Source organism: Lysinibacillus sp. 10T31, assembly GCF_056394365.1.
On sequence record NZ_JBFTHS010000017.1, the window covers coordinates 49,949 to 75,041 of the forward strand.

At 37.9% G+C, this 25,093-nt stretch carries 27 protein-coding genes and 1 other annotated feature; all 27 genes read left to right on the plus strand.

Annotated features, from left to right (window positions below; genetic code table 11):
• The first annotated feature begins 102 nt into the window (after positions 1 to 102).
• The 27 genes from bshC (at position 103) to AC1DCY_RS11885 (ending at position 25,069) form a co-directional block, all read left to right on the plus strand.
• On the plus strand, positions 103 to 1,719 hold the full coding sequence (gene bshC / locus AC1DCY_RS11755; protein ID WP_477350294.1) for a bacillithiol biosynthesis cysteine-adding enzyme BshC: 1,617 nt from the start codon (positions 103 to 105) through the stop codon (positions 1,717 to 1,719).
• A 253-nt stretch (positions 1,720 to 1,972) separates the two neighbouring features.
• Positions 1,973 to 2,404: a division/cell wall cluster transcriptional repressor MraZ gene (mraZ, locus tag AC1DCY_RS11760; RefSeq protein WP_477350296.1), complete on the plus strand. Its 432-nt coding sequence runs from the start codon at positions 1,973 to 1,975 to the stop codon at positions 2,402 to 2,404.
• 39 nt (positions 2,405 to 2,443) lie between these two features.
• Positions 2,444 to 3,394 carry a 16S rRNA (cytosine(1402)-N(4))-methyltransferase RsmH gene (gene rsmH / locus AC1DCY_RS11765; RefSeq protein WP_477350298.1) on the plus strand — a complete coding sequence of 317 codons (951 nt, stop codon included), beginning with the start codon at positions 2,444 to 2,446 and terminating at the stop codon, positions 3,392 to 3,394.
• Positions 3,395 to 3,763 (plus strand): cell division protein FtsL, encoded by a 369-nt coding sequence (gene ftsL2 / locus AC1DCY_RS11770; protein ID WP_477350301.1) that lies wholly within the window; start codon positions 3,395 to 3,397, stop codon positions 3,761 to 3,763.
• A complete protein-coding gene (locus tag AC1DCY_RS11775; RefSeq protein ID WP_477350303.1) occupies positions 3,760 to 5,964 on the plus strand; it encodes a penicillin-binding protein in 2,205 nt (734 codons plus the stop codon). Before ftsL2 ends, AC1DCY_RS11775 begins: the two co-directional genes overlap by 4 nt.
• Before the next feature lie 57 nt (positions 5,965 to 6,021).
• Positions 6,022 to 7,938, plus strand: a complete 1,917-nt coding sequence (locus AC1DCY_RS11780) for a stage V sporulation protein D (protein WP_477350305.1) — start codon at positions 6,022 to 6,024, stop codon at positions 7,936 to 7,938.
• A gap of 125 nt (positions 7,939 to 8,063) precedes the next feature.
• Positions 8,064 to 9,038, plus strand: coding sequence for a phospho-N-acetylmuramoyl-pentapeptide-transferase (gene mraY / locus AC1DCY_RS11785; protein WP_477350307.1), 975 nt, complete (start codon positions 8,064 to 8,066; stop codon positions 9,036 to 9,038).
• A complete protein-coding gene (gene murD / locus AC1DCY_RS11790; protein WP_477350308.1) occupies positions 9,035 to 10,384 on the plus strand; it encodes a UDP-N-acetylmuramoyl-L-alanine--D-glutamate ligase in 1,350 nt (449 codons plus the stop codon). The genes mraY and murD overlap by 4 nt, the downstream gene beginning before the upstream one ends.
• Positions 10,385 to 10,424: 40 nt before the next feature.
• Positions 10,425 to 11,504 (plus strand): FtsW/RodA/SpoVE family cell cycle protein, encoded by a 1,080-nt coding sequence (locus AC1DCY_RS11795; protein WP_477350310.1) that lies wholly within the window; start codon positions 10,425 to 10,427, stop codon positions 11,502 to 11,504.
• Positions 11,505 to 11,525: 21 nt separating this feature from the next.
• Positions 11,526 to 12,347 carry a cell division protein FtsQ/DivIB gene (locus tag AC1DCY_RS11800; RefSeq protein ID WP_477350312.1) on the plus strand — a complete coding sequence of 274 codons (822 nt, stop codon included), beginning with the start codon at positions 11,526 to 11,528 and terminating at the stop codon, positions 12,345 to 12,347.
• Positions 12,325 to 13,053 (plus strand): DUF881 domain-containing protein, encoded by a 729-nt coding sequence (locus tag AC1DCY_RS11805; RefSeq protein ID WP_477350314.1) that lies wholly within the window; start codon positions 12,325 to 12,327, stop codon positions 13,051 to 13,053. Before AC1DCY_RS11800 ends, AC1DCY_RS11805 begins: the two co-directional genes overlap by 23 nt.
• A 130-nt stretch (positions 13,054 to 13,183) precedes the next feature.
• Entirely contained in the window at positions 13,184 to 13,903 is a 720-nt protein-coding gene (locus AC1DCY_RS11810) for a DUF881 domain-containing protein (RefSeq protein ID WP_477350316.1), read from the plus strand.
• A 3-nt stretch (positions 13,904 to 13,906) separates the two neighbouring features.
• The gene (locus tag AC1DCY_RS11815; RefSeq protein WP_370075316.1) at positions 13,907 to 14,278 is read left to right on the plus strand and encodes a small basic family protein; all 372 of its coding nucleotides are present in this window, start codon (positions 13,907 to 13,909) and stop codon (positions 14,276 to 14,278) included.
• Positions 14,279 to 14,374: 96 nt separating this feature from the next.
• On the plus strand, positions 14,375 to 15,658 hold the full coding sequence (gene ftsA, locus AC1DCY_RS11820) for a cell division protein FtsA (protein ID WP_477350318.1): 1,284 nt from the start codon (positions 14,375 to 14,377) through the stop codon (positions 15,656 to 15,658).
• A 246-nt stretch (positions 15,659 to 15,904) separates the two neighbouring features.
• On the plus strand, positions 15,905 to 17,065 hold the full coding sequence (gene ftsZ, locus AC1DCY_RS11825; protein WP_477350320.1) for a cell division protein FtsZ: 1,161 nt from the start codon (positions 15,905 to 15,907) through the stop codon (positions 17,063 to 17,065).
• A 402-nt stretch (positions 17,066 to 17,467) separates the two neighbouring features.
• On the plus strand, positions 17,468 to 18,301 hold the full coding sequence (locus tag AC1DCY_RS11830) for a sigma-E processing peptidase SpoIIGA (RefSeq protein ID WP_477350322.1): 834 nt from the start codon (positions 17,468 to 17,470) through the stop codon (positions 18,299 to 18,301).
• Positions 18,302 to 18,314: 13 nt separating this feature from the next.
• Positions 18,315 to 19,022, plus strand: coding sequence for an RNA polymerase sporulation sigma factor SigE (gene sigE, locus AC1DCY_RS11835; RefSeq protein ID WP_049668349.1), 708 nt, complete (start codon positions 18,315 to 18,317; stop codon positions 19,020 to 19,022).
• Between the two features lie 114 nt (positions 19,023 to 19,136).
• The gene (gene sigG / locus AC1DCY_RS11840; protein WP_004227313.1) at positions 19,137 to 19,910 is read left to right on the plus strand and encodes an RNA polymerase sporulation sigma factor SigG; all 774 of its coding nucleotides are present in this window, start codon (positions 19,137 to 19,139) and stop codon (positions 19,908 to 19,910) included.
• Positions 19,911 to 20,365: 455 nt separating this feature from the next.
• A complete protein-coding gene (locus AC1DCY_RS11845) occupies positions 20,366 to 20,509 on the plus strand; it encodes a hypothetical protein (protein WP_477350325.1) in 144 nt (47 codons plus the stop codon).
• A gap of 191 nt (positions 20,510 to 20,700) precedes the next feature.
• Positions 20,701 to 20,937 carry a PRC-barrel domain-containing protein gene (locus AC1DCY_RS11850; protein WP_049668351.1) on the plus strand — a complete coding sequence of 79 codons (237 nt, stop codon included), beginning with the start codon at positions 20,701 to 20,703 and terminating at the stop codon, positions 20,935 to 20,937.
• Between the two features lie 152 nt (positions 20,938 to 21,089).
• A complete protein-coding gene (locus tag AC1DCY_RS11855) occupies positions 21,090 to 21,794 on the plus strand; it encodes a YggS family pyridoxal phosphate-dependent enzyme (protein WP_477350327.1) in 705 nt (234 codons plus the stop codon).
• Positions 21,778 to 22,281 (plus strand): cell division protein SepF, encoded by a 504-nt coding sequence (locus AC1DCY_RS11860; RefSeq protein WP_477350328.1) that lies wholly within the window; start codon positions 21,778 to 21,780, stop codon positions 22,279 to 22,281. The genes AC1DCY_RS11855 and AC1DCY_RS11860 overlap by 17 nt, the downstream gene beginning before the upstream one ends.
• 20 nt (positions 22,282 to 22,301) lie before the next feature.
• Positions 22,302 to 22,583: a YggT family protein gene (locus AC1DCY_RS11865; RefSeq protein ID WP_477350330.1), complete on the plus strand. Its 282-nt coding sequence runs from the start codon at positions 22,302 to 22,304 to the stop codon at positions 22,581 to 22,583.
• 99 nt (positions 22,584 to 22,682) lie between these two features.
• Positions 22,683 to 22,808, plus strand: a complete 126-nt coding sequence (locus AC1DCY_RS11870; RefSeq protein WP_477350332.1) for a hypothetical protein — start codon at positions 22,683 to 22,685, stop codon at positions 22,806 to 22,808.
• 51 nt (positions 22,809 to 22,859) lie between these two features.
• Entirely contained in the window at positions 22,860 to 23,648 is a 789-nt protein-coding gene (locus AC1DCY_RS11875) for a YlmH family RNA-binding protein (protein WP_477350334.1), read from the plus strand.
• 95 nt (positions 23,649 to 23,743) lie between these two features.
• Positions 23,744 to 24,268, plus strand: a complete 525-nt coding sequence (locus AC1DCY_RS11880) for a DivIVA domain-containing protein (protein WP_477350336.1) — start codon at positions 23,744 to 23,746, stop codon at positions 24,266 to 24,268.
• Positions 24,269 to 24,358: 90 nt separating this feature from the next.
• Positions 24,359 to 24,581: a binding site (T-box leader), on the plus strand.
• Between the two features lie 251 nt (positions 24,582 to 24,832).
• Complete coding sequence (locus AC1DCY_RS11885) at positions 24,833 to 25,069, plus strand: hypothetical protein (RefSeq protein ID WP_477350337.1); 237 nt, start codon at positions 24,833 to 24,835, stop codon at positions 25,067 to 25,069.
• Positions 25,070 to 25,093: the final 24 nt, after the last annotated feature.

The following is a 25,093-nucleotide window of genomic DNA, read 5'->3' on the forward strand; positions in this document are numbered from 1 at the left end:
TGAATAAATGTTCTAAGGATATCGGTAAAGGGATTTATTTTATTTCAAGTTTGCTTATGAAGAGTAAGAAGATGATTTAGTGAGTAGAGGAGTTTGTGTTAAATGAAACTGGAGTCAATCCAAGTACCCATAAAAAATCGTTTGCTAGCAGATTATTGGTCGACGAATACTGCGATTCATGAGTTTTTTGAATACGAATATAACGATATATCTTTTGAAAAACGAGCGCAATATTTAGATCAGCATGCATGTGATCAAAAAGAATTAACAGCCATCATACGTCAATTTATGGAGCCGTTCGGTTTATCAAAGAAAGCGAATGAACATTTGCAGCAACTGGAACAAGGAGCTGTTGCGGTTGTCGGTGGGCAACAAGCGGGTATCTTAACAGGCCCTCTTTACTCGGTGCATAAGGCGATTTCGGTCATTGCATTAGCGAAAGAGCAAAGTGTAAAACTTCAGCGACCGGTTGTTCCTGTTTTTTGGATAGCTGGTGAAGATCATGATTTAGAGGAAATTAACCATACGTATACAGTACGTGGTGAAGATATTAAAAAACGTGTTTACGGTGAACGTTCAAGACGTAAAACGATGGCTTCTGAAACAAGTATAAACAAAGAATCTATGACACAACTAATAAATACGATTGCCAAGGATATGGGCGAAACAGAATTCACCGAAATGCTTATAGAACAATTAGTGGATACTCTTAATAAGAGTGAAACATTTACGGACTTCTTTGCGCAACTTATGAACCTGCTGTTTAAAGATGAAGGTTTATTGATGATTGATGCAGCGGACTTTAAATTCCGTCAATATGAGCGTGAGAATTTTACCCGTATCATTCATAAAAATGAAGAAATTGCTAGAGTGGTAACAGAAAAAGAAGCAGAGCTTGAACGTGCAGGCTATGGCAATCCTATTTTGGCAACAAACGAAGCGGCCAATTTATTCTATGTAGAAGATGGGGAGCGTCATCTTTTAGAAAGAAAAAACGAGCAATTTGTCAATCTAGCTGCAAATATCAAGCTATCACGTGAAGATGTTTTGGAAATTGCTGAAAAACATCCTGAGCAGTTAAGTAATAACGTTGTGACGCGTCCGCTAATGCAGGAAATGACATTGCCTGTGCTTGCATTTGTTGGTGGACCAGGGGAGCTTGCGTACTGGGCGACATTGAAGGATGCATTTGCGGTATTAGGCTTACAAATGCCGATTTTTGCTCCACGTCTTCATATCACGATTGTCACACGTCACGTAGAACAACTGTTACGTGAATATCGTTTAAATGTTGCTGATGTTTGGGATGGGAAAGCGTTACAGCTTAAAGAACAATTTGTTGCTGGAATACAGGATACTGAGGCGAAGCGTCAAATTCAGATGATGCAACAAGAGCTTTTAGAAAAGTATGGCGCCCTTCAACTTTATTTAGAAGAGCAACATCTATTACTAGATAAAATTCTTGTGAAAAATAAAGAGAATCATCTAAAACAATTTGAGTATTTACAGCAAAAGGTTGAACAAACTGTTCTTAACAAGCATGAAACGACAATCCGAAAATTTATGACGCTACAAAATGAGTTGTATCCAAATGAAGGATTCCAGGAAAGAACTTATAATCCTTATCAATATTTCAATGAGTTTGGACCTGTGTTAATTACTGAAATGCTGAAACAAAATTATAGCATTGGTAATCACCACTATTTAATTTATTTATAATTCCAATGTTTGTAACTTTATACCTAATTAACAATTTAATACAATGTTGATTTGATGAACAATGACGACATAAATAGTAAACAGAGAGCTATCCTACTAAGGATAGCTCTTTTTTTATGTCATTTAGCATGGATTCGATAATTCGTTGAAGGCCTATTCACGTATTAAGTGTTAAAATGTCAAGTTTTTTTTAAAAAAAGTGGTGGAAAGTGGGGGGATGTGGTACATTATTTAATAAAGTGGGGTGAATAGCATGTTCATGGGAGAATATCAACACTCTGTTGATGCGAAAGGACGATTAATCGTGCCCGCGAAATTTCGTGAAGCCTTAGGTGAAACATTTGTTGTGACACGCGGACTTGATAATTGTTTATTTGGCTATCCTATGGATGAATGGCGAAAACTCGAAGAAAAATTAAAGGACTTACCGATGACCAAAAAGGATACACGTGCTTTCGCAAGGTTTTTCTTTTCTGGGGCAACGGAAGTAGAGATAGACAAGCAGGGGCGCATAAATATTCCTTCAACTCTTATGCAACATGCACATCTTCTGAAAGAATGTATCGTGCTAGGAGTTTCGAATCGAATTGAAATATGGGCAAAAGATGCTTGGGAAACTTACTTTAGTGAGTCGGAACAATCCTTTAATGAAATTGCAGAAAATATGATTGGCTTTGATTTTTAACTTTTTGTATGAAGTTAAGGCCTGAAGGGAGCAAGTGGTATGTTCGATCATACAACCGTGCTATTAAAAGAAACAGTTGATGGGTTGAACATCGATCCTGATGGTGTGTATGTGGACTGTACTTTAGGTGGGGCAGGACACAGTGAATATTTAGTACAACAATTATCTGAAAAAGGGCGTTTAATTTGCTTCGATCAAGATACGACAGCTATTAACAATGCAAAAATTCGATTGGCGCCATATATTGAGCATGTGACATTTGTCCATTCGAATTTCCGCTATTTAAAAGAAGAGCTATTAGCACTTGGTATTGAGCAAGTTGATGGCATTTTATATGATTTAGGCGTATCTTCACCACAGCTAGATACACCAGAACGTGGCTTTAGTTATCACCATGATGCACCTCTAGATATGCGCATGGATCAAACGGCAACGCTTACAGCATTTCATGTCGTGAATGAATGGGCATATGAAGATTTAGTACGTATATTTTTCCGTTATGGAGAAGAGAAATTTTCTAAGCAAGTTGCTCGTAAAATCGAAGAAGCACGTAAAGTGGCACCGATTGAAACGACCAATCAACTTGTAGAACTTATTAAAGAGGGTATTCCAGCAGCGGCTCGCCGTAAAGGTGGACATCCAGCGAAGCGCATATTCCAAGCAATACGAATTGCTGTTAACGATGAGCTAGGCGCGGCGGAGGATTCATTAGTCGATGCGATTGATATGATAAACGTAGGTGGACGCATCAGTGTCATTACGTTCCATTCATTGGAGGACCGCCTATGCAAGACTATTTTTAAGGAAGCGTCGTCATTACCGGAATTACCACCGAATTTACCAGTGATTCCTGATGACATGAAGCCAACTTTAAAGCTTATCACGAGAAAGCCGATACTTCCTTCTGATGAAGAATTAGCAGTAAACAATCGTGCTCGTTCAGCAAAGCTTAGAGTGGTAGAGAAAATTAACGACAAAGGGCGTGAGTAAATGGCAGCAGTTCGTGTAAGGCAGCACCAGCAACAGCAAGTGCAACAACCGATAACACCCCCTAGTCCACAACCCACTATCATACGTCGTAAAAAAACGAACCAGAAGTTTGAAAAAACAATGCTAATTGTTTTAGTTAGCATTGTTGCTGTATTATCAGTACTAGCTTTGAATAATCAAGCAGCAATTCAAACGACAAGCATGGACATTCAAAAAATCGAAACTGAAGCAGAAGAGATTACTAAACAGAATGTTGACTTGACAGTTCGTGTAAGTGAACTTTCTACATACGATAACATATGGAAAAAAGCTAAAGAACTCGGTTTAACTCAAAATGAGAAAAATGTAAAGGTAGTGCCGGGAGAATGAAAAAAAAGAGATTTCGATTCCAATGGGGAGCCTTTCTATTATTAATTTTTTATGGAGGGCTCTTTTTTCTATTGTTCTCAAGAATGTTTATGTTACAGGCAACAGGTGAAGTGGAAGGGCAAGAGCTTGCGGCAAGGGCAGCTGCGAAATATAGCAAAGAAAGTGCAATAACAGCAAGCCGTGGGAAAATTTATGATACAAATGGACAAGTCATCGCTGAGGATACACTTAGTTATCGAATAATCGCAGTCGTCAATGAAAAAGCCACGACGGATGCAAAAAAACCTCGACATGTAGTAGATGCTGAAAAAACTGCAAAAATATTAGCAGATTATATTCCTATGGATGAAGAAAAAATCTATAAACAGCTTACTAGGGTAAATAATGAGGGTGAAAAGCCTTATCAAGTTGAATTTGGTAGTGCGGGCCGCGGAATAAGTCATGAGATTATGAGTAAAATCAAAGCGGAGAAATTACCGGGGATTTTATTTGTAAACGATTTAAAACGTTATTATCCAAATGGTATTTTTGCCTCGCACTTAGTTGGTTTCACTGTCAAAGAGGAAAATAAGGATAGTACGTTTACAACAAAAGGGAAAATGGGTCTTGAGCTTACCTACGATAAAGAACTAACCGGAAAAGACGGTAAGGTAGAGTATGAGACAGATGCTTTCAGTTATTTATTGCCGAATAGTGAAAAAATGGTAACACCTGCGAAAAATGGTGATGACATTTATTTAACACTAGATAAAACAATTCAAAGCTTTTTAGAGGAAGCAATGACAACGGTTGAAAAGGAGTATAACCCTGAATCGATGACAGCTATCGTGGCAGATCCGAAAACCGGTAAAATCCTTGCGATGTCTCAACGACCTACGTTTAATCCTGATACACGCGAAGGCGATAATATGAAATGGCTGAACGAGGCTATTGAAGAGACCATTGAACCAGGCTCGACGATGAAAACGTTCACACTCGCTTCGGCTATTGATACAGGGGTTTGGGAACCAAATGCTTACTATCCTTCAGGTCAATACAGAGTCCTTGATCGTGTAATTAAAGATTACAATAGAGTTGGTTGGGGGTATATTACTTATTTACAAGGTTTCCAACGTTCATCCAATACTGCAATGGCACACTTATTAGAGCATATTGGTGAGGATGTATTTTTTGACTATTTAGATCGATTTGGGTTTGGTAAAAAAACAGGTATTGATTTACCGAATGAAGCATCAGGTAAGCTTTTATCGAACTATCCAGTAGAACGAGTGACAACAACGTTCGGTCAAGGTTCTACGGTAACGCCGATTCAGTTAATTCAAGCATTAACAGCGATTGCGAATGACGGGAAAATGATGCAACCGTATGTCATAGATCGTATCGTTGATCCTTCGACAGGAAAAACGATTAAAAAGCATGAGCCGATTGTTAAGGGAACACCAGTTTCAGCCGATACAGCGAAGCAAGTAAAAGAAATTCTTGCATCTACATTAACAGTTAAGGATGGTACGGCGAAGGACTTTATCCTTGATGAATATGAAGTTGCAGGGAAAACAGGTACTGCCCAAATTCCACTTGGAAATGGTAGATATTCATGGGGATCAAATGAATTTCTGTATTCTTTCTTAGGGATGGCTCCTGTAGATGACCCTCAGCTCATTATGTATGTCTCCGTTAAAAGGCCAAAGTTAAAGGGAGATGCTGGTTCTATACCGGTTTCAAAAGTATTTAACCCCGTTATGTTAAATAGTTTAAAGTATTTAAACGTTAATCCAGAAGATGTAAAGCATGTTGACGATACATCAATACAAGATTACACAGGTCAAAGTGCTGAGGCTGTACAAGTAGAGCTAACGAATGATGGTCTACAGCCAGTTATTGTTGGTAGTGGTGGTAAAATTATTGACCAATATCCAAAAGGTCCTCAAAAACTCGTTAAAGGTAACTTGGTGTTTTTAAAGACAGAGGGCGACGTAACACTGCCAGACTTCACAAATTGGTCGTTGCGAAATGTACTTGCTTTTAAGACAATGGCAAATTTAGAAATTGAAGTTGTTGGAGAGGGCTTTGTAGCTAGTCAGAGCGTCTCGGCAGGTACCGTAATTTCAGATAGTTCACCGATTGTCGTGAAGCTGAAAACGCCGGCTGAAAGCTTTAAGCAAGATGTAGAGACCCCACCCGAGGGTGAAACAACTGAATAAACCTGAATAGAAGCCCACTTTATTTCATACGTTGTAAAAAACAAGGTGTGATGTCGAATGAAGTGGATTTCTATCCATTCCAAAAAGCGATTGCGTTTTTTATACGTATTGTTTATGTTTGTAGCCGCTGCGATTATTGTTAGGCTTGTCTTCTTGCAAGTATTAGATCAAAAAGAACTGACACAGAAAGCCGAAGAGAATTGGGACCGAGAAATTCCTTTTGCCAATGAGCGAGGGCACATTACTGACCGTAAGGGGAAAAATATTGTCACAAATAAGCTTGCGCCAACTTTATATTTCATGCCTTCGCAAAGTAAGGATATTGAAGGGGCAGCGGCGAAAATTGCACAAGTTTTGGAAGTAGATGAACAAAAGCTTTTGGAAAAAATGAAGAAAAAAGCATACTTAGTAAAGCTGGCACCTGAAGGAAAAAATATTCCCTATGAAAAAGCAGTGGAGTTACAAGGTATGCAAATTGAGGGATTATATAGTGGTGTCGATTATTCAAGGGATTATCCATACGGTACCCTACTATCTCGTTTTTTAGGTTTCACAGGCTATGATGCACAAGGTTTAGCGGGAATTGAATATGAATACGATAAGCTGTTACAGGCTAATTCTTCGGCAATACGGATCTTTACAGATGCGAAAGGGAATAATTTACCGAATGTAAAGAGCGCCTGGAAGGCTGGTGAAGATGGTGCAACGGTCGAGCTAACGATAGATGTAGATGTACAACAGGTCGTTGAACGTGAATTGTCACAAGCTATGGAGCGATATGATGCTGACCAAGCAATGGCGATTGCCATGAATCCAAACAATGGCGAAATCTTAGCGTTAGCCTCATACCCTACCTTCAATCCAGCAGAATATCAAACGGTAGAGCCTGCTATCTACAATCGGAATTTACCAGTTTGGATGACATATGAGCCCGGGTCAACGTTCAAAATTATAACTCTTAGTGCTGCTTTAGAAGAAAATGTAGTGGATTTAGAGAAGGATACTTTTTATGATCCAGGCTATTCAATGGTTGCTGGAGCAAGATTACGTTGTTGGAAACGTGAAGGTCATGGCTCTGAAACCTTCCTTGAAGTTGTAGAAAATTCTTGTAACCCAGGCTTTATTGAATTAGGTCAGAGAATAGGTAATGAAAAACTACTACAATATATTAAAGATTTTGGTTTTGGTAAAAAAACAGGGTCAAATATCGCTGGTGAAGCGTCAGGGATTTTATTTTCCAAGGATTCTTTTGGACCTGTTGAGCAGGCCACAACTTCATTTGGCCAAGGTGTTGCCGTTACACCAATTCAACAAGTGCAAGCAGTAGCCGCAGCAGTAAATGGGGGCAAGCTTTATACGCCATATGTTGTAAAGAGAATTCTTAATCCTAACAATGGAGAAGTTATAGAAGAGACTAAACCGGAAGTGAAAAAACAGGTTATTCGTGAGGAGACGTCTGCAAAGGTTCGAGGTGCATTAGAATCTGTTGTAGCGAAGGGCTCAGGACGTCAAGCTTATCGAGATGGATTACGAATCGGCGGCAAAACAGGTACAGCACAAAAGGTAGAGAATGGCCGTTATAAAGACGGCGAATATATCGTATCGTTTATTGGCTTCGCACCTGCGGATAATCCGCAAATTGTCGTTTATGTAGCAGTAGATAACCCGAAAAAGGCAACACAGTTTGGCGGTGTGGTAGCAGCTCCAATCGTTGGTCAAATTATTGAAGATGTTGCACCTTTTGTTGGCATTGAAAAATCGAAGGAACAGCTTGAAAAGGATTATCGTTGGGGTGACCCAATCACTGTGAAGGTACCAAGTTTTATTGGTCAAACGAAGGACGATATTGCCAAGCAACAATATCCATTCCGTATTGAATGGCATGGAGAAGGCACTAAAATTGGCAATCAACTACCTGAAGTGGATAGTGTTATCAAGCAAGATGGCACCATTCATCTTTATTTAGAAAACTAATATAACTTTACCTTTAAAAAATGGGAAAGAACCACTATTATTATGAAGGGTAGTAATAAATACATGAAAGTTTGTGCTTTTTTCTGCAAGAAGAAAGTGAAACAAGATTTAAAGGAGATTTTTCAATGAAACTCGCAACAACGCTTACCATTTTAGCTCTTGCTTTTATAGTAACAGTTATCCTGGCACCAATTAGTATTCCACTTCTTCGCCGATTAAAGTTCGGTCAAAGTATTCGAGAAGAGGGACCACAATCCCATATGAAAAAAGCTGGTACACCAACAATGGGCGGCATTATTTTCTTACTTGCCATTATCCTCACTACTGTTGGTGTAGGTAGCTTTTTAGATTTATTTACAACACAAACCGTCGTATTGTTATTAGTATTAATAGGGTTTGGGTTAATCGGCTTGTTAGATGATAGCTTAAAGGTTGTTTTTAAACGTAATTTAGGACTAACATCACTTCAAAAACTTATTGGTCAAATTGTCATTGCAATCTTGGCTTATTTCTTACTACACGTAGGATCGTTTGACACAACACTTGCTATACCATTTACAGATTGGACGATCGATCTTGGTATTTTCTATGTAGCCTTTTTAATTTTCTGGTTAGTTGGCTTCTCGAATGCAGTGAATTTAACAGATGGACTAGATGGGCTTGTAGCAGGTACAGCATCTATTGCCTTTGCAGCATTTGGTGTTATTGCTCTGTTCCAAGATCAAGCTGATATCGCCTTATTTACATTTGCGGTAACAGGTGCATTATTAGGATTTTTACTTTTTAATGCGAATCCTGCAAAGGTATTTATGGGAGATACGGGTTCGCTAGCATTAGGTGGAGCTTTAGCCATGGTATCTGTTTTAGAAAAAGTAGAATTCCTACTGTTATTAATTGGATTGGTGTTTGTTATTGAAACATTATCCGTTATTTTACAGGTAGGTAGTTTCAAACTTCGTAAAAAACGTATTTTTAAAATGAGTCCTATACATCATCATTTTGAATTATCAGGTTGGTCAGAATGGAAGGTAGTACTTGTCTTTTGGTCAACTGCTTTAGCAGTAGCATTGATTGCAGTTTTATCGGAGGCGTTCTTATGAGAAACTTTTCAGATTTACAACATAAAAAAGTCCTTGTTTTAGGTCTTGCTAAAAGTGGTGTGGCTGCAGCTGAGATATTACATGAGCTTGGCGCATTTGTGACGGTCAATGATTCAAAACCATTTGATGAGAGCCCAGATGCGCAAGGTCTATTGCAAAAGGGAATTACGGTTATTTGTGGCCGTCACCCAGAGGATTTACTCGATGAAGGCTTTGAATTAGTGGTGAAAAATCCTGGGATTCCTTACAGCAATAAAATAGTAGCAGATGCAATAAGCCGTGGAATCCCCGTATGGACAGAAATTGAGCTTGCCTATTTAATTAGTGAAGCTCCGTTTATCGGTATTACAGGGTCAAACGGTAAAACAACTACAACAACAGTAATTTTCGACATGCTGAATAACGGTGGTTTAGAACCGTTAATTGCAGGGAATATAGGAACAGTTGCATGTGGTGTTGCAAGAGAAGCACAAAAGGATAATGTAATTGTTACAGAGTTATCATCTTTCCAATTAATGGGGATAAAAACTTTTAAACCAAAAATTGCTATATTAACAAATCTTTATGATGCGCATCTTGACTATCATGGAACATTTGACAACTATGCAGAGGCAAAGTTTGGTGTTACGCGTAATCAAGATGAAAGCGATTATTTTATCTATAATGCTGATCAGCCGATTGTTGTTGGCTATGCAACAAAATCAAAAGCTAAAAAGGTACCATTTAGTTCTAAGGGACGTACGGATGAAGGTATTAGTGCTGATGACACAACAATTTACTGGCAAGGTGAGCCGTATCTAGATCGAGCAAATATCGCTTTGCCAGGTAAGCATAACTTAGAAAATATTTTAGCAGCTGTCGCAGCTTGTATTTTAGTCGGCTGTGACAAAGCTAAAATGGAAGAAGTTTTAGCGACGTTTGGAGGAGTTCGTCACCGTACTCAGTTCGTGCGTGAATGGAGCGGACGCAAGATTTACAATGACTCAAAAGCAACAAACTGCTTAGCTACAAAAAGTGCTTTAGATGCATTCCAAGCACCTGTTATTTTGCTTGCAGGTGGTTTAGATCGAGGACATTCATTTGAAGAATTACGTCCATGTATGGGCCATGTAAAAGGTGTTGTTGCCTTTGGAGAAACAGGACTACGCTTTGTAGAATTTGCGAAATCGTGTGGAGTACAACAAACTGTCATTGCCCAAAATGTTGAGGATGCAGTACATTATGCGGCGCCGATGTCGGCAGAAGGCGATGTTATTCTACTATCTCCAGCATGTGCAAGCTGGGATCAATATGACAGCTTTGAAATACGAGGCGATGTTTTTATTGATGCTGTAATGAAGCTGTAATGAGCCTGTAACTATTTTAGAATATACTTGACTTGGAAGGATGGCAATACTGAGAGGGAAAGAAAGCTATTTATTGCTCGTCACAACATTGATGCTTTCTATAATCGGCATTATTTTCGTCTATTCTGCAGGTACTTATTGGAGTGCCGTTCATTATAGTGGAAAAATGCCGTTTTATATGAAGCAAAGTTTATACTTTGCCGTAGCCATTGTAGTGTTTTTAATCACTATTYGATTAAAAATTTTGAAAGAGCAGTCCTTTTGGAAAATGGCCTATATATTTTCGTTAATTTTACTAGTCCTTGTACTTATACCAGGAATTGGGCTTGTCCGGAATGGTTCTCAAAGTTGGATTGGCGTAGGTCCTTTAACAATTCAACCAGCAGAGCTAACGAAAATTACAGTCATTGTATATATGAGCCATATTTTAGCGCAGCATAAAACAGGTACGTCGATTATTAATTGGCGGCATGGATTGATCTTATTATTGCCTGTTGTACTTATTATGCTACAGCCTGATTTTGGTTCAGTTTTTATACTCGTAGTTTCTGTGTTTTTATTGTTTTTTGTGGCAGGGTATCCTTTAAAGCTTTATGCGATGTTTATGGTTGCTGGGATTGCCGGGTTAGTAGGCTTGATTATCACAGCTCCATACCGACTAAAACGGATTCAGGCATTTATTGATCCGTGGGTCGATCCTTTAGGTAGTGGGTTTCAGGCTGTACAATCGTTAATGGCTATAGGTCCTGCTGGGATTTTCGGGCATGGTTTTGGACAAAGTAGGCAAAAGTTTTTATATTTACCTGAACCACAAAATGACTTTATTTACGCAATAATTCTTGAAGAGGTTGGCTTGTTTGGTGGACTTGTTATTTTAGCACTTTTCGTACTGGTGATTTATGCAGGCTATAAATTTGCAGTGCGGGCTAAAACAAGAACATCATATTACGCGATCATTGGACTTATAACAATGCTGGCCGTACAAGCATTTCTAAATATAGCAGTAGTAATTGGTCTAGTTCCTGTAACAGGTGTCACATTACCATTTATCAGCTATGGAGGAACATCTTTAGTAACAATGTGGCTAATAATAGGTATTATTTATCAATTAGCGAAATAAATATAAAGGAGGAGTACTTTTTTGGAGAAAGTAATCGACATAGAAGATCGCATACCTACGCTAAAAAAGCGACGAAAAAAGCGTACAAATCGGAAATTTATAGTGCTAATATTACTTTTCTTTATCGTGTTAGCAGTACTCCTTTATTTTCAATCTCCTTACAGTAAAATCAACAACATTACAGTCAACGGTGCTCGATTAGCAGAAGAACAATATTATTTAAAGGCAAGTACTCTTGCAACTGGGAAGTCGATGTGGGGATTTAAGGAAGAAGATGTAGAGAAATTATTACTAAAGGATAAATGGGTGAAAGAAGCACATGTTAAACGTAATTGGCTTCAAGGCGTGACAATAGAAATTGAGGAATGGAAAAAGGTTGCCTACTTAGCTGGTGACGGTACTTATTATCCATTGCTTGAAAATGGCAAGCGCTTTGAACAAGCTGGGGATGATATCCCGATTGATGCACCTGTATTTATCGACATAACTGGCGAAAAGACAATTAAGAAGCTTGTCAAGCAATTGGCAAAATTAAACCCTGAAGTATTAGCATTAATTTCTCAAGTCAATACAAACAGTAATGAGACAAATCCTAATGCAATCACGCTCTATATGAACGATGGCTATGAAGTTCGGGCTGTTATTCAAACTTTAGCAGAAAAGCTAAATCATTACCCCTCACTTGTGGCACAAATTCCAAATTTGGAGAAGGGAGTTATCGATTTAGAGGTCGGCTCGTATTATCGTCCTTTCAATAATGAGTATAACCAAGCAAATATTGATTTAGATCAAGATGGGGCCAACCAGGAAGTGAAAAAAGATGAACAACAAGAAAAAGAATAGCAAAGAAAATTTCTTTTCAAGAAAACAAATTCAGTTGCTTATTGTTTGTATAACTATGGGGTTTATCATTGGCTATTCCTACAACCAGGCAAAAGATAATCGAGATGCAGGTTCGACTAATAAAGAGCTTTTAGAGCAAGAGGATTCTTATCGTGAGGAGTTAATTGCGCAGCAAGAGCGCAATAAAGAATTATCAGAAGAGGCAAATGCTTTGCAAGAAAAAATTCGTAAGTATGAAAAATCATTTGTCGCTAGCAAAAAAGATTATACAAAGCTTGTTGAAGAAGCAGAGGATTTACGCTTATTGTTAGGTGATTTAAATGCAGAAGGAAAAGGGATACGTATTACCCTTCAAGATGGTGATTACAATCCAAAATCCGCTAACCCTAATGATTATATTGTGCATGAAAGCCATGTTTTTAAATTGCTCAATGAGCTTAAAATTTCTGGTGCGCAAGCAATTGCTATTAATGGTCAACGTGTTTTGGCGAATTCTTATATACGCTGTAATGGACCAGTCATCACTATTGATGGTAAGCAACATCCAGCTCCATTCGTCGTCGAAGCTGTAGGGGATCCATCAACATTAATAGCTGCCTTAAACTTAAATGGTGGCGTTGTGGATCAATTATTAAATGACAATATTGTTGTATCATTTGAAGAAGATCAAAAGCTTACAATGCCAAAAGCAAAAGTAGAAAGTTAAACGATTTCTAGTCAAGATTTACAGATTAAATTTGGTTATAGCCTCTAGGTAGCTTATAGATAATTTTGCATAATTCAAGATCTAAGGCGTAAATCTGTGAGGGGTTACGATACGTCTAGGAGGGGCTATTTTGAAAAAAAATATGTTTACCCGAATAACGATCGTGCTATTTATTATCGGTTTGATGATAGCGGTACAATACAATACCATAAAGCAACCAGCTGAGCGAGATACACGAGATATTTGGGCCATAAGAGAGGAATTAGCAGAAGAGAAGCAAAGGCATTCCGCATTATTAGCAGAAATTCGCTCACTTAATGAAGTAGTGGGTCGCTATGAGCAATCTGAGAAAGCAAATTTACAGTCAGCATTAAATGAAACGCTGAATCGTTTAAAACTACAGGCCGGGCTAACGGAAGTCACAGATCCAGGAGTTATACTTCGAGTTGAACCAGCACCCGAATTAGTTGAAATGGGGTATGAAATTAAAGAAATTTCACCTGATTTACTAACCCAATTACTAAATGCTCTGTTTAAAAACAATGCAGCGAGTGTCTCGATAGATGGAAATCGCGTTGTTCAGACGACAGCCATTCGAGACATAAATGGAAAGACTACAGTGAACAGTGTACCACTGTCCTCACCACCCTTTGAAATTTATGTTGGGACAAGCTCTTTTAAAGAAGCTCAAAAAATGTACAATTCGTTACAAGCTTCTACATTTATCGATTCCTTTTATTTGGATAACTTTAATTTAATAATAGGGGAACCAACTGAGCATTTAACAATCCCAGCATTTGATAAGCCATTGACAAATGATTATTTAACAGAGGTGGAAAAAGGAGAATAATATATGTGGCTACCATTTTTAGGTTTGATATTTGGACTTGCCCTTGGCTTGTTAACAAATATTCAAATACCCTCTATATATGAAAATTATCTGTCAATAGCTGTTTTAGCAGCTTTAGATACGTTATTTGGCGGTATTCGTGCTCAATTACAGCAAGTATATGACGATAAAGTATTTGTATCAGGATTCTTTTTTAATATAGCTTTGGCAGCAGGTTTAGCCTTTTTAGGTGTGTATTTAGGAATAGATTTGTATTTAGCTGCTATTTTCGCTTTTGGAGTACGTCTGTTCCAAAATATAGCAATTATTAGGCGTATTTTACTAACTCGCTTAGATGAGAAACGTCACAAAAGGAACAAAAATTCCATAGAATGAGAGAAAAATTAAGTAAAATACTCGATTTGCTTAGACATTATGCCGAATTTACAATAGAATGAGAATAAGAGCATTTTTTCAAGGAGGTGCAGCTAATTGAATCAGCAAGATTTATATATTTCTCTTGATATAGGATCATCCTCTATCAAGGTATTAATAGGTGAAATGAGCGACGGCCAATTACATGTAATTGGTGTCGGAAATGTAAAATCGAATGGAGTTCGAAAAGGTGCAATTGTTGATATTGATGCAACAGTTCAATCGATTCGAAAAGCAATAGATCAAGCTGAACGAATGACAGGATATCAAATTAATGAAGTCGTGTTAGGTGTTCCTGCTAACCAGACGATGTTACAACTAGTTAAAGGTGTTGTCGCTGTAAACAGTGAAAATAGAGAAATTACAGATGATGATTTAGATAGAGTGGTAGAATCTGCACAAGTCATGTCAATACCTCCTGAACGTGAATTAGTAAATATTATTCCAAGACAATTTATTGTGGATAATTTAGATGAAATCAAAGATCCACGAGGTATGATTGGTATTCGTTTAGAAATGGATGCCACAATGATTACAACTTCTAAAACACTTTTACACAATGTTTTACGCTGTGTAGAACGTGCAGGTCTAAGTATTCGAGAAATCTATTTACAACCATTAGCAGCAGGTTTTTTTGCATTAACAGAGGATGAAAAAAACCAAGGTACCGCTTTCATTGATTTGGGTGGAGGTTCAACTACTATCACAGTATTCGAAGAGGGACTGTTAACACATACAGGTGTCCTTCCAGTTGGTGGCGATCATATCACGAAAGATATTTCAATCGTCTTAAAAACACCAACAGAACAGGCAGAACAAATTAAACATCAATTTGGACATGCCTTTTATGATGACGCATCAGATGATGAACTCTTTGAAGTACCAGTTGTAGGGACAGATTCAACAGATCAGTACAGTCAACGCTTTATATCAGAAATAATTGGCGCTCGTTTGGAAGAATTATTTGAGTTAGTCATCGACGAGTTAGCCCGTCTAGGTGTTAGAGATTTACCAGGTGGTGTTGTTTTGACAGGAGGCGTTGCAAAGCTTGAAGGAATTGCTCAACTGGCACGCCAGATTCTGCAAACACGTGTTAGAATATATACACCTGACTATATTGGCGTTAGAGAGCCTTCATTTACGACGGCAGTTGGACTTATTCGTTACGCCTATTTAGAAGATGATTTTTATGGAAAAAGTACTAATACGCAGCCTATTGAATATGCAGTTGTAGGATCCCCTGCAGCCACACCTAAGAAGCAAGAATATGCTGCACCTTCAGAGTCAAAGGGAAGCGTAATCGGAAGAGCAAAAAAATTATTTGATAAATTTTTTGATTAACTTCTTTCAGCAGAAGTCTCCCACCTCTATAGGTGGTGAGAGATGAATGCGGATTTAAGCTACTTTTCAGCAGATGTCCAAACACCTGCTGAAAGAAGTTAATGCCTCCGGCGGATGTCAAGGAATCGGAAAGGAGTTCTTTGTGCCAGCACAAAGCCGATTCCGGACGCAATTATACCGAGGCATAATTGATCTTGAATGCGTAATGAATGATACAGAGTCGAGTTACCGTGGGAGGAAAAAGAAATGTTAGAATTTGATACAAGTGTTGATCAACTTGCAGTAATAAAAGTCATTGGTGTTGGTGGCGGCGGTAACAACGCTGTCAATCGAATGATAGAACATGGTGTACAAGGTGTTGACTTTATCGCAGTAAACACAGATGCACAAGCGCTAAATTTATCGAAAGCAGAAATAAAGCTACAAATTGGTACAAAACTTACACGTGGATTAGGTGCAGGTGCAAATCCTGAAGTAGGGAAAAAAGCTGCTGAAGAGAGCCGTGAACAATTAGAAGAGGTTCTACGTGGTGCAGATATGGTATTCGTTACAGCTGGAATGGGCGGAGGAACTGGTACTGGTGCCGCGCCTGTAATCGCACAAATTGCTCGCGATTTAGGAGCTCTTACAGTCGGTGTTGTAACGCGTCCATTTACGTTTGAAGGTCGCAAACGACAAACACAAGCTATCGGTGGTATTGGTGGCATGAAGGAGTCTGTTGATACTTTAATCGTTATTCCGAACGACAAGCTATTACAAATTGTCGATAAATCTACGCCAATGCTAGAGGCATTCCGTGAAGCAGATAATGTTTTACGACAAGGTGTACAAGGTATTTCAGATTTAATTGCAACGCCAGGTCTTATTAACTTAGACTTTGCAGACGTAAAAACAATTATGTCTAACAAAGGTTCAGCATTAATGGGTATTGGTATTGCTACAGGTGAAAACCGTGCTGCAGAAGCAGCTAAGAAAGCTATTTCAAGTCCTTTACTTGAATCATCAATTGATGGCGCTAAAGGTGTCCTTATGAATATTACTGGTGGCTCAAATCTTAGCCTATTTGAAGTACAAGAGGCTGCAGATATTGTAGCATCAGCATCAGATGAAGAAGTAAATATGATTTTCGGTTCTGTTATTAACGAAAATCTAAAGGACGAAATTATTGTTACAGTAATTGCGACTGGTTTCTCAGAGGAAGCTTTACAGCAACAGCGTAATACTACACGACCGACGTTAAATACAAATAGACAAGCTGCACAGCAACAGCAAGCTCCGATTCGTGAGCAACGTCAAGATGTGCATGTACAACAACAAGAACAACCACGTCAAAATCAACAAAATTATGTACAGGATGACATGCTTGAGGTACCAGCATTTTTACGTAACCGTAAAAGTCGCGGATAAATCAGCAATCACCTTTCTAAAAAGCTCGTATTTTACATTAAGTGAAATACGAGCTTTTTATTATCTAAAGAATTGGTATAAAACATATGAAGTGGAGCGAGGCAGTGCCCGCGGAAAGAGTCCTTCCATAGTGAAATATACAGCCAAGTACATATTTTAAATATCCTTTTACAGTTGCCCCTTCTAACGCATAAATCCCCCTTTTTGCAGCTTCCAAAATATCGGTGACCCTAAGAATCCAGTTGAAACGAAAATTATTCGCCAAAGAGTAAAAAAAATTAATTATGTTCAAATGTGTAAGGAAAAGATGTATTTTGTCAAAACATTTTAATGAAATGATGCGATTGTTTGACAATATTTGTGGGAGTAACATGCTAACTTTGTAAGTAGGAGGCGGCTGTTATGTATGGAGAATGGCTGGTGCTCATTAATACACTTTTTAATTTAGCGATACTCAAGTTTACGGCAAAAGTAACAGGGGTTGTTGTAAAGAACACGAGATTATTAATGAGTTCTATTTGTAGTAGTTTTGTAGCTGTAATAGGTGGAAATATGCTGTTGACAATGCTGCTGAGCTTTATCTTACTAATCGGACTAGCTTTTCGCTTCAAGATTCGAAGCTTTCAAAAGCAAGGACCGATCGTTTTAACAGCAACAATCATTATTGGTGGATTATTAACAGCATTACAACCGTATTTAAAGAATCTTTCTGTTGTCCATTTTATAATTATTTGCCTACTATTAGCTGTTGGTAATCTTGTTGCTTTTTATAAGCAATGGGGATTTGTAAAGCTTGAGCGGTTAAGTGGTCAGTTTGTGTTTGATACTACGTTAAAAATTTTTGATGTAAAGATACCGCTTTCTGCATTTGTGGATACGGGAAATCAAGCGATTGAGCCACTTTCAGGAAAACCTGTTCATTTTGTTTCTTATTCAGCATTACGTCCACATTTACCTGCAGCATTTTGTAAAGCATTGTTAGAATGGCAAGAAACTGATCCGTATAATGTATCCATGTTTTCAGAAGATTATCAGCGTTACATTCGATTTATTCATGTCAATACAGTACAACAGCAATCGGTTGTATTAGGTTTTCGCTTTGAAGAGTGGCATATAAAAGGGGAGCACTCACAAGTGAAAACGAATGAATATATCGTTTTAACAAAAAAGGCTAAAAATTTTCCACATAGCACAGCAGCAATTTTACATTTTTCAGCGCTTTCAAATAACTCATAGAGGGGGAGAACTATTGCTTCTTAGGCTACTTGCTAGCTTGAAAAAATTTTGGAGTAAGTTTCGGAGTCGTGAAACGTACTATATAGGGGGAAATGATTCATTGCCAGTGCCACTAAGTCGAGAAGAAGAAGTTACAGTCATTGCATCCTTTATGAATGGTGATTTACGAGCTAGAGATACACTAATTGAACGTAATTTACGTCTTGTTGTTTATATTGCTAGACGTTTTGATAATACGGGTACGCCGATTGAGGATTTAATAAGTATTGGCTCTATCGGTTTAATAAAGGCGATTGAAACGTTCAATACAGACAAAAATATTAAGCTTGCCACATACGCATCTCGTTGTATAGAAAATGAGATTTTGATGCATTTACGTAAAACAAGTCGCATGAAGGGTGAAGTTTCATTAGATGAACCATTAAACTCCGATGCTGATGGAAACGAGTTGTTATTGTCAGATATTTTAGGAACTGAAGAGCATATTATTTTAGACAATGTAGAGAAGAAAATTGAGCGTCAACATATGTTTCATGCCATTAATTTACTAGGTGCGCGTGAACGATATATTATGGAATGTCGTTTTGGTCTCAATGGAAAAATTGAAATGACTCAAAAAGAAGTTGCTGATCATTTAGGCATTTCGCAATCATATATTTCCCGATTAGAGAAGAAAATTATTCAAGATTTACGTGAAAATCTGAATCAGCCAATATCTTAGAGAGGGAAATTTAACCTACCTAAAATTGGTCGTAGCTTTTGTGCATATTCTCGTTTCTCTCGGACAAACTGATGTCACGGTTTAGTCAGAGAATAACATCCGGAGGAATCGAATATGCGAACTAAAGTAGATCTTTGCGGCTTAGATACATCGACTTTGCCAATTTTAAAGCACGAGGAAATGAAGGAACTATTCATTCGCTTACAAGCTGGAGAAACTGAGATTAGGGAAGAGCTTGTCATGTGCAATTTAAGGTTAGTGCTTAGTATTGTCGGTAGATTTGCCTACAGGGGTGAACAGGCAGATGATTTATTTCAGGTAGGCTGTATTGGCCTCATGAAAGCCATTGATCATTTTGATTTGAAGCATAATGTACGATTTTCAACATATGCTGTACCAATGATTATTGGAGAAATTCGTCGCCATCTGCGTGATCATCATGCATTGCGCGTTTCTCGTTCCCTAAGAGATATTGCATATAAAGCGATGCAGGCAAAAGAACAATGGATAACCGATAATTTACGAGAACCAACAATTGAAGAAATTGCTGAAATGATTGACATGAAAAAGGAAGATGTTTTATTTGCTTTAGATGCCATTCAAGACCCAGTTTCCTTACAGGAACCCATTTATTCAGACGGTGGAGACGCTGTTTATATGATGGACCAATTACGTGATGATGATGTATCGGAAGATCAGTGGGTTGCCTACGTGTCAGTAAAGGAAAGTTTGCAAAAGTTAGATGAACGTCAACAAATGATTGTTGCAAAGCGTTTTTATTACGGTGAGACACAAACTGAAATTGCAAAAGAATTGGGGATTTCTCAAGCGCAAATTTCACGTCTAGAAAAAAATGCTATTGAAACAATGCAGAAAGATTATAAGTAAAAAACAATGCGCACCTGAATTCGGGTGCGCATTTTAATTTATATCAATGAAATAGGGTATAGCGCTTGCAAAAATGAGGGGTTGATTTCCGTTCCGACTGAGCGCTTTGTAGCTGCTGTCGCTACGCTAGCACTACGCTTTCGCACAGAGTGGGGCGCCTGATGAGCCGCTTTTACGTTTTATCTACCAACTTCTGAATTTTATCTATCATCTTTCACGTTTTATCACCTAACTTTTAATTTTTATCGACATCCACCTTCAGAAGAACAAAAAGGATTCACACACAAAACTGTGAGTGAATCCTTTTACTGTACAATAACATTCTCTATTCTGTTTGATTATGGTAAGTGGCCATAGCGTTCATTCTTAATTGCATAGCACTATCATTGATTGGAATGGAAGGCTACTCGACTCCCGTGAAGCGAGACAGTCGAGACCCTGGACGGAGCGGATGTTTGTTTTCTGCGCGTCAGCGACAAATGTTTTATCTGTGCGAAAGCGTAGCGGCAGCAACAAATGTTTTATCTGTGCGAAAGCGAAGCGTCAGCAACAAATGTTTTAACTGTGCGAAAGCGAAGCGTCAGCAACAAATGTTTTAACTGTGCGAAAGCGAAGCGTCAGCAACAAAGCGAGTAGCCTGGAACGGAAATCACCTCTTCTTTTTGCCAAAGAGAGATTCCTTAATCATTTCATGTTCATTTAAACAACAATAAGCACATAAATATAAAGAGAAAACATAGTTTGTTGAGATAAAACGATGTTGAGAGTAATTGATTTAGGGAGGGATAAAATGCGTTTCTCAATGTTACAGCAAAAAGAAGTTATTGAAGCAGGCAATGGACGCTTTTTAGGATTTGTGGTAGATGCAGAGGTATCCAAAGAAACAGGCTATGTAACGGCTTTTATGATTGCAGAACCTCGTAAATATCTAGGCTTTTTTCGCGGAGAAGAATCTGTTAGGAAAGTGTATATGAAAGATGTACTTGTAGTTGGAAAAGATGTCATTTTAGTAAAAGCATTATCCTAAAGAGCAAAATTTTCATGGACATTAAAAATTTAACTAATTTTAAAGCATGGAAAGGATAAAATGTACTCTCACATAGGTCAGGCTATTCATTGATAATTCAAGCATTGCTTGTTACAATAAAAGAAACTATTGTTGTAAAGTTGGGAAAAACATTGACAAAAATCTTAGCAAATTTAAAGAAAATTAATGATCTTATACAAACAGCAAAAAAACATGCAAATCGTGAAACAGAGAAAGTTCAAATTATTGCAGTGACAAAAGAAGTTTCTGTAGAAAGAACACAAGAAGCAATTGATGCAGGGCTTATGCATTTAGGAGAGAACCGCCCTGAAGGTTTAAATTGTAAAGTTGAGGCGATTCAAGCTGATGTACATTGGCATTATATTGGGTCTTTACAAACACGTAAGGTAAAACAAGTTATTAACAGTATTGATTATTTACATTCATTAGATCGCTTAAGTTTAGCACAAGAAATTGAAAAAAGAGCAGACAAACCTGTCAAATGTTTTGTACAAGTTAATGTCTCAGGCGAAGATTCAAAACATGGTTTATCGATTGAAGAAGTCCTGCCTTTTATTGAATCATTAAAGAATTTTACAAAAGTTCAAATTGTTGGTTTAATGACAATGGCACCAAATACAGATGAGGATACAATTATTCGCTCTGTTTTTAAGCAATTAAAACAATGTCAACAGCAAATAGCCGAGCAAGGATTCGCAAACGCTCCTTGTACCGAGTTATCAATGGGCATGTCTAATGACTTTGAAATTGCGGTAGAAGAAGGGGCTACATTTGTTCGAGTTGGAACGGCTCTTGTTGGAAATGAAAGAGGGGAACGGGATGAGCATGAAAAATAAAATTAAAAATTTCTTTTATCTTGAGGAAGAACTAGAAGAAGAAATCACGCAAGCTCCTATTCAACAGCAACAACAACAACCCGTACAACAACAGCAACAGATTCAATCAGTGAAGCCTAAAAAAGTTATGAAGGAGCGTAAGGCACCTGTTCAGGAAATTTTTCCGCAGAGTACAACAACTACAAATAACATTGTAAGTTTGCAAGCAGCAATGAATTCTAAAGGCTCAAAAGTTGTATTAGTTGAACCTAGAGTTTATGCCGAGGCACAGGACATTGCGGAACACTTAAAAAATAAGCGCGCAACAATCGTCAATTTACAACGTATTGAGCGAGAGCAAGGTATAAGGATTATTGATTTTTTAAGTGGCACAGTTTATGCACTTGGCGGTGATATTCAAAGAATCGGAAAAGACATTTTCCTATGCACACCTGATAATGTAGAAGTGTCTGGAGAAATTTCGAATTTTATTTTAGACGATAATTAATAGCGAGGATTGTAGTTTATATGACTTTTTATTTAATCTTGAAGTATGTGTCATTAGCATTTTATGCCTATTCATTAATGTTAGTCGCATATGTTTTAATGTCTTGGGTTCCTGCTGTTCAAAATTCATCAGTTGGACGAATGTTAGCAAAAGTTTGTGAACCTTATCTAGGGATTTTCAGAAAATTTATTCCGCCAATTGGCATGATTGATATTTCACCTATCGTAGCAATATTTCTCCTTAATTATATTCAAAAAGGGCTTTTTATTGTTATTTTAAAAATATACGAGATGTTTGCTTAAAAGAAATCCTCACGAATGGTGGGGATTTTTTATTTATGGGGAATACTAAATAAACAATTTATTGGTGATTCCCTCGAATTCCTAAGCGTGAGTAGAACTATGTATAAAGTTGATTGGAGTGAGGCTGGGCAACTCCCTGGAGCGAAGCGAGGCGGCTCATCGGACCCAACCGGAACGGAAATCTACTTCCACTTTGATTATGAGCCTATTTTTATAAATCCTTAAAATACCAATGAAATTGTACAAGTAAAAGAGTGATAATAGAGGAGAAGTTACATGGAGCATTTAATACAGCATTTTAGAAAAGATGAACAGCCTTTTATTGAACAGGTTGTGGGCTGGCAGCATGAGGTAGAGGATCGATATGCTCCAAAGCTTACTGATTTTCTAGATCCTCGACAGCGCTTTATTGTTGCATCGATAATTGGACAGAATGACACATTAAAAACAGCTAGTGCTGGGCTCTTTGATGGTGCAGAAAGACAACGTATGCTGATTTATCCTACTTATTATGAGCCTATGGAGGAAGATTTCCAGCTTACAGTATTTACGATTCAATATCCTGTGAAATTTGTCCAATTACGACATCCAGATGTCCTTGGAGCTTTGTTATCTTTAGGATTAGATCGTGGTAAATTCGGTGATATTCGTGTCAATGACCATCTAGTACAATTTGTAGTAGCGAATGAGGTAGCGGAATATGTACGCTTACATTTAACAGGCATCGGCAAAGTAAAGGTACATGTAGAATCGATTAAAGAGACGGAGCCATTGCTACAAAACGAGGATGAGTGGCTAGAAGAGTCTCATACTGTTTCTTCTATGCGTTTAGATGTGATTATCTCAACGATTTTAAAAATTTCTCGTCAGAAGGCACAAGCATTAATTACAGGTAAAAAGGTACGTGTCAATTGGACTGAACGAGATACAGTTGCTTTTGAATTACAAGAAGGAGATATTTTATCTGTACGCGGAAGCGGTCGAATAAAAATTATGATGACTGAAGGCCGTACAAAAAAAGATAAAATTCGTTTGCAAATCGGTCGATTGACCCAAAAAAGCTAAATATCAAGTAAATTTCATTAATTTTTACTGCTAAGTTGTTGGAACAATTGTATAATAGAAAGTACGAATGTACATGTAAAGGAGAGAAGGATCGTATGCCATTATCACCTATTGATATACATAATAAGGAGTTTACTAAATCTTTCAGAGGTTATGCTGAAGATGAAGTAAATGAATTTTTAGATCAAATTATTAAAGACTATGAAATTTTGTTACGTGAAAAAAAGGAAGTAGACAGAGAACTAGAAATTTCTTTAGAACAAGCGAGACATTTTAACACATTAGAGGAAACGTTACAAAAATCAATTGTTGTTGCACAAGAAGCAGCTGATGAAGTACGAAGAAATTCTCAAAAAGAGGCTAAACTCATTGTGAAGGAAGCAGAAAAAAATGCTGATCGTATTATCAATGAGGCTTTAACAAAGGCTCGTAAAGTAACAATTGAAATTGATGAGCTGAAAAAGCAATCAAAGGTATTCCGTAATCGTTTTAAAATGCTAGTAGAGGCACAACTGGATTTACTAAATGCAGACGATTGGGACCATTTGCTACAATACGATATTGACCTTACTGAAATTCAATCATCTGTTGAAGAAGCACAGGAAGCCGATCAAGTTTAATCCTATAGTATGTAGCAATAAGTGAAACTTGACGTGATTGTATGATTTTCATATACTAATGTAATAGTAATTATTTTGTACACATATGCAAAACAGGCAGAGACGAAGACAGTATTTGTTAGGCGTAGTTAAGCGATTTGGGGATAGTGTGAGCCCGAACAAGCAAATAACAATGAACATCACTTCTGAGCTAAAATAACTGAATGCAGTAAGTTATTTCGTGATGCACAACGTTAACGTGCTTTAAGAGTGGTAGTACAATTTTGTGCTACAATTAGGGTGGTACCGCGAGTATAAGCTTCTCGTCCCTTTGAGGGATTGAGAGGCTTTTTTTTATGCTCAAATGGCGAAAGGCTTCCAATTTTTATTGGTGGAAAAATGCTATGTTTGAACTTATACTTACGTTGTTAAAATCTGGGTTCATCATCAAAAGTTATGGATGACTTTTGTTAAAACGTCTACTATGTAAATAAGTTGATTGGAGTGGAGGCTGGGCGACTCCTTGGGGATTAGCGATATAGAGGAACGAAGGCTAAAAGCATCACGTCCTGTGATAACGCCTTCGTGACCAACATCCTGCTGCTGCCGCTACGTTGCACTACGCTTTCGCGCAAAAAACATCTGTTGGCCCAAGCGGCTCATCGGACGCCCCCAGGAAGCTCTGCGCGAAAGCGAAGCGTCAGCAACAAATGTTTTTTCTGCGCGAAAGCGAAGCGTCAGCGGCAAATGTTTTATCTGTGCGAAAGCGAAGCGTCAGCGGCAAAGCGCCCAGCCGGAACGGAAATCAACCACACGTTATAATGATGAGCCTAATAACTGTCGTAT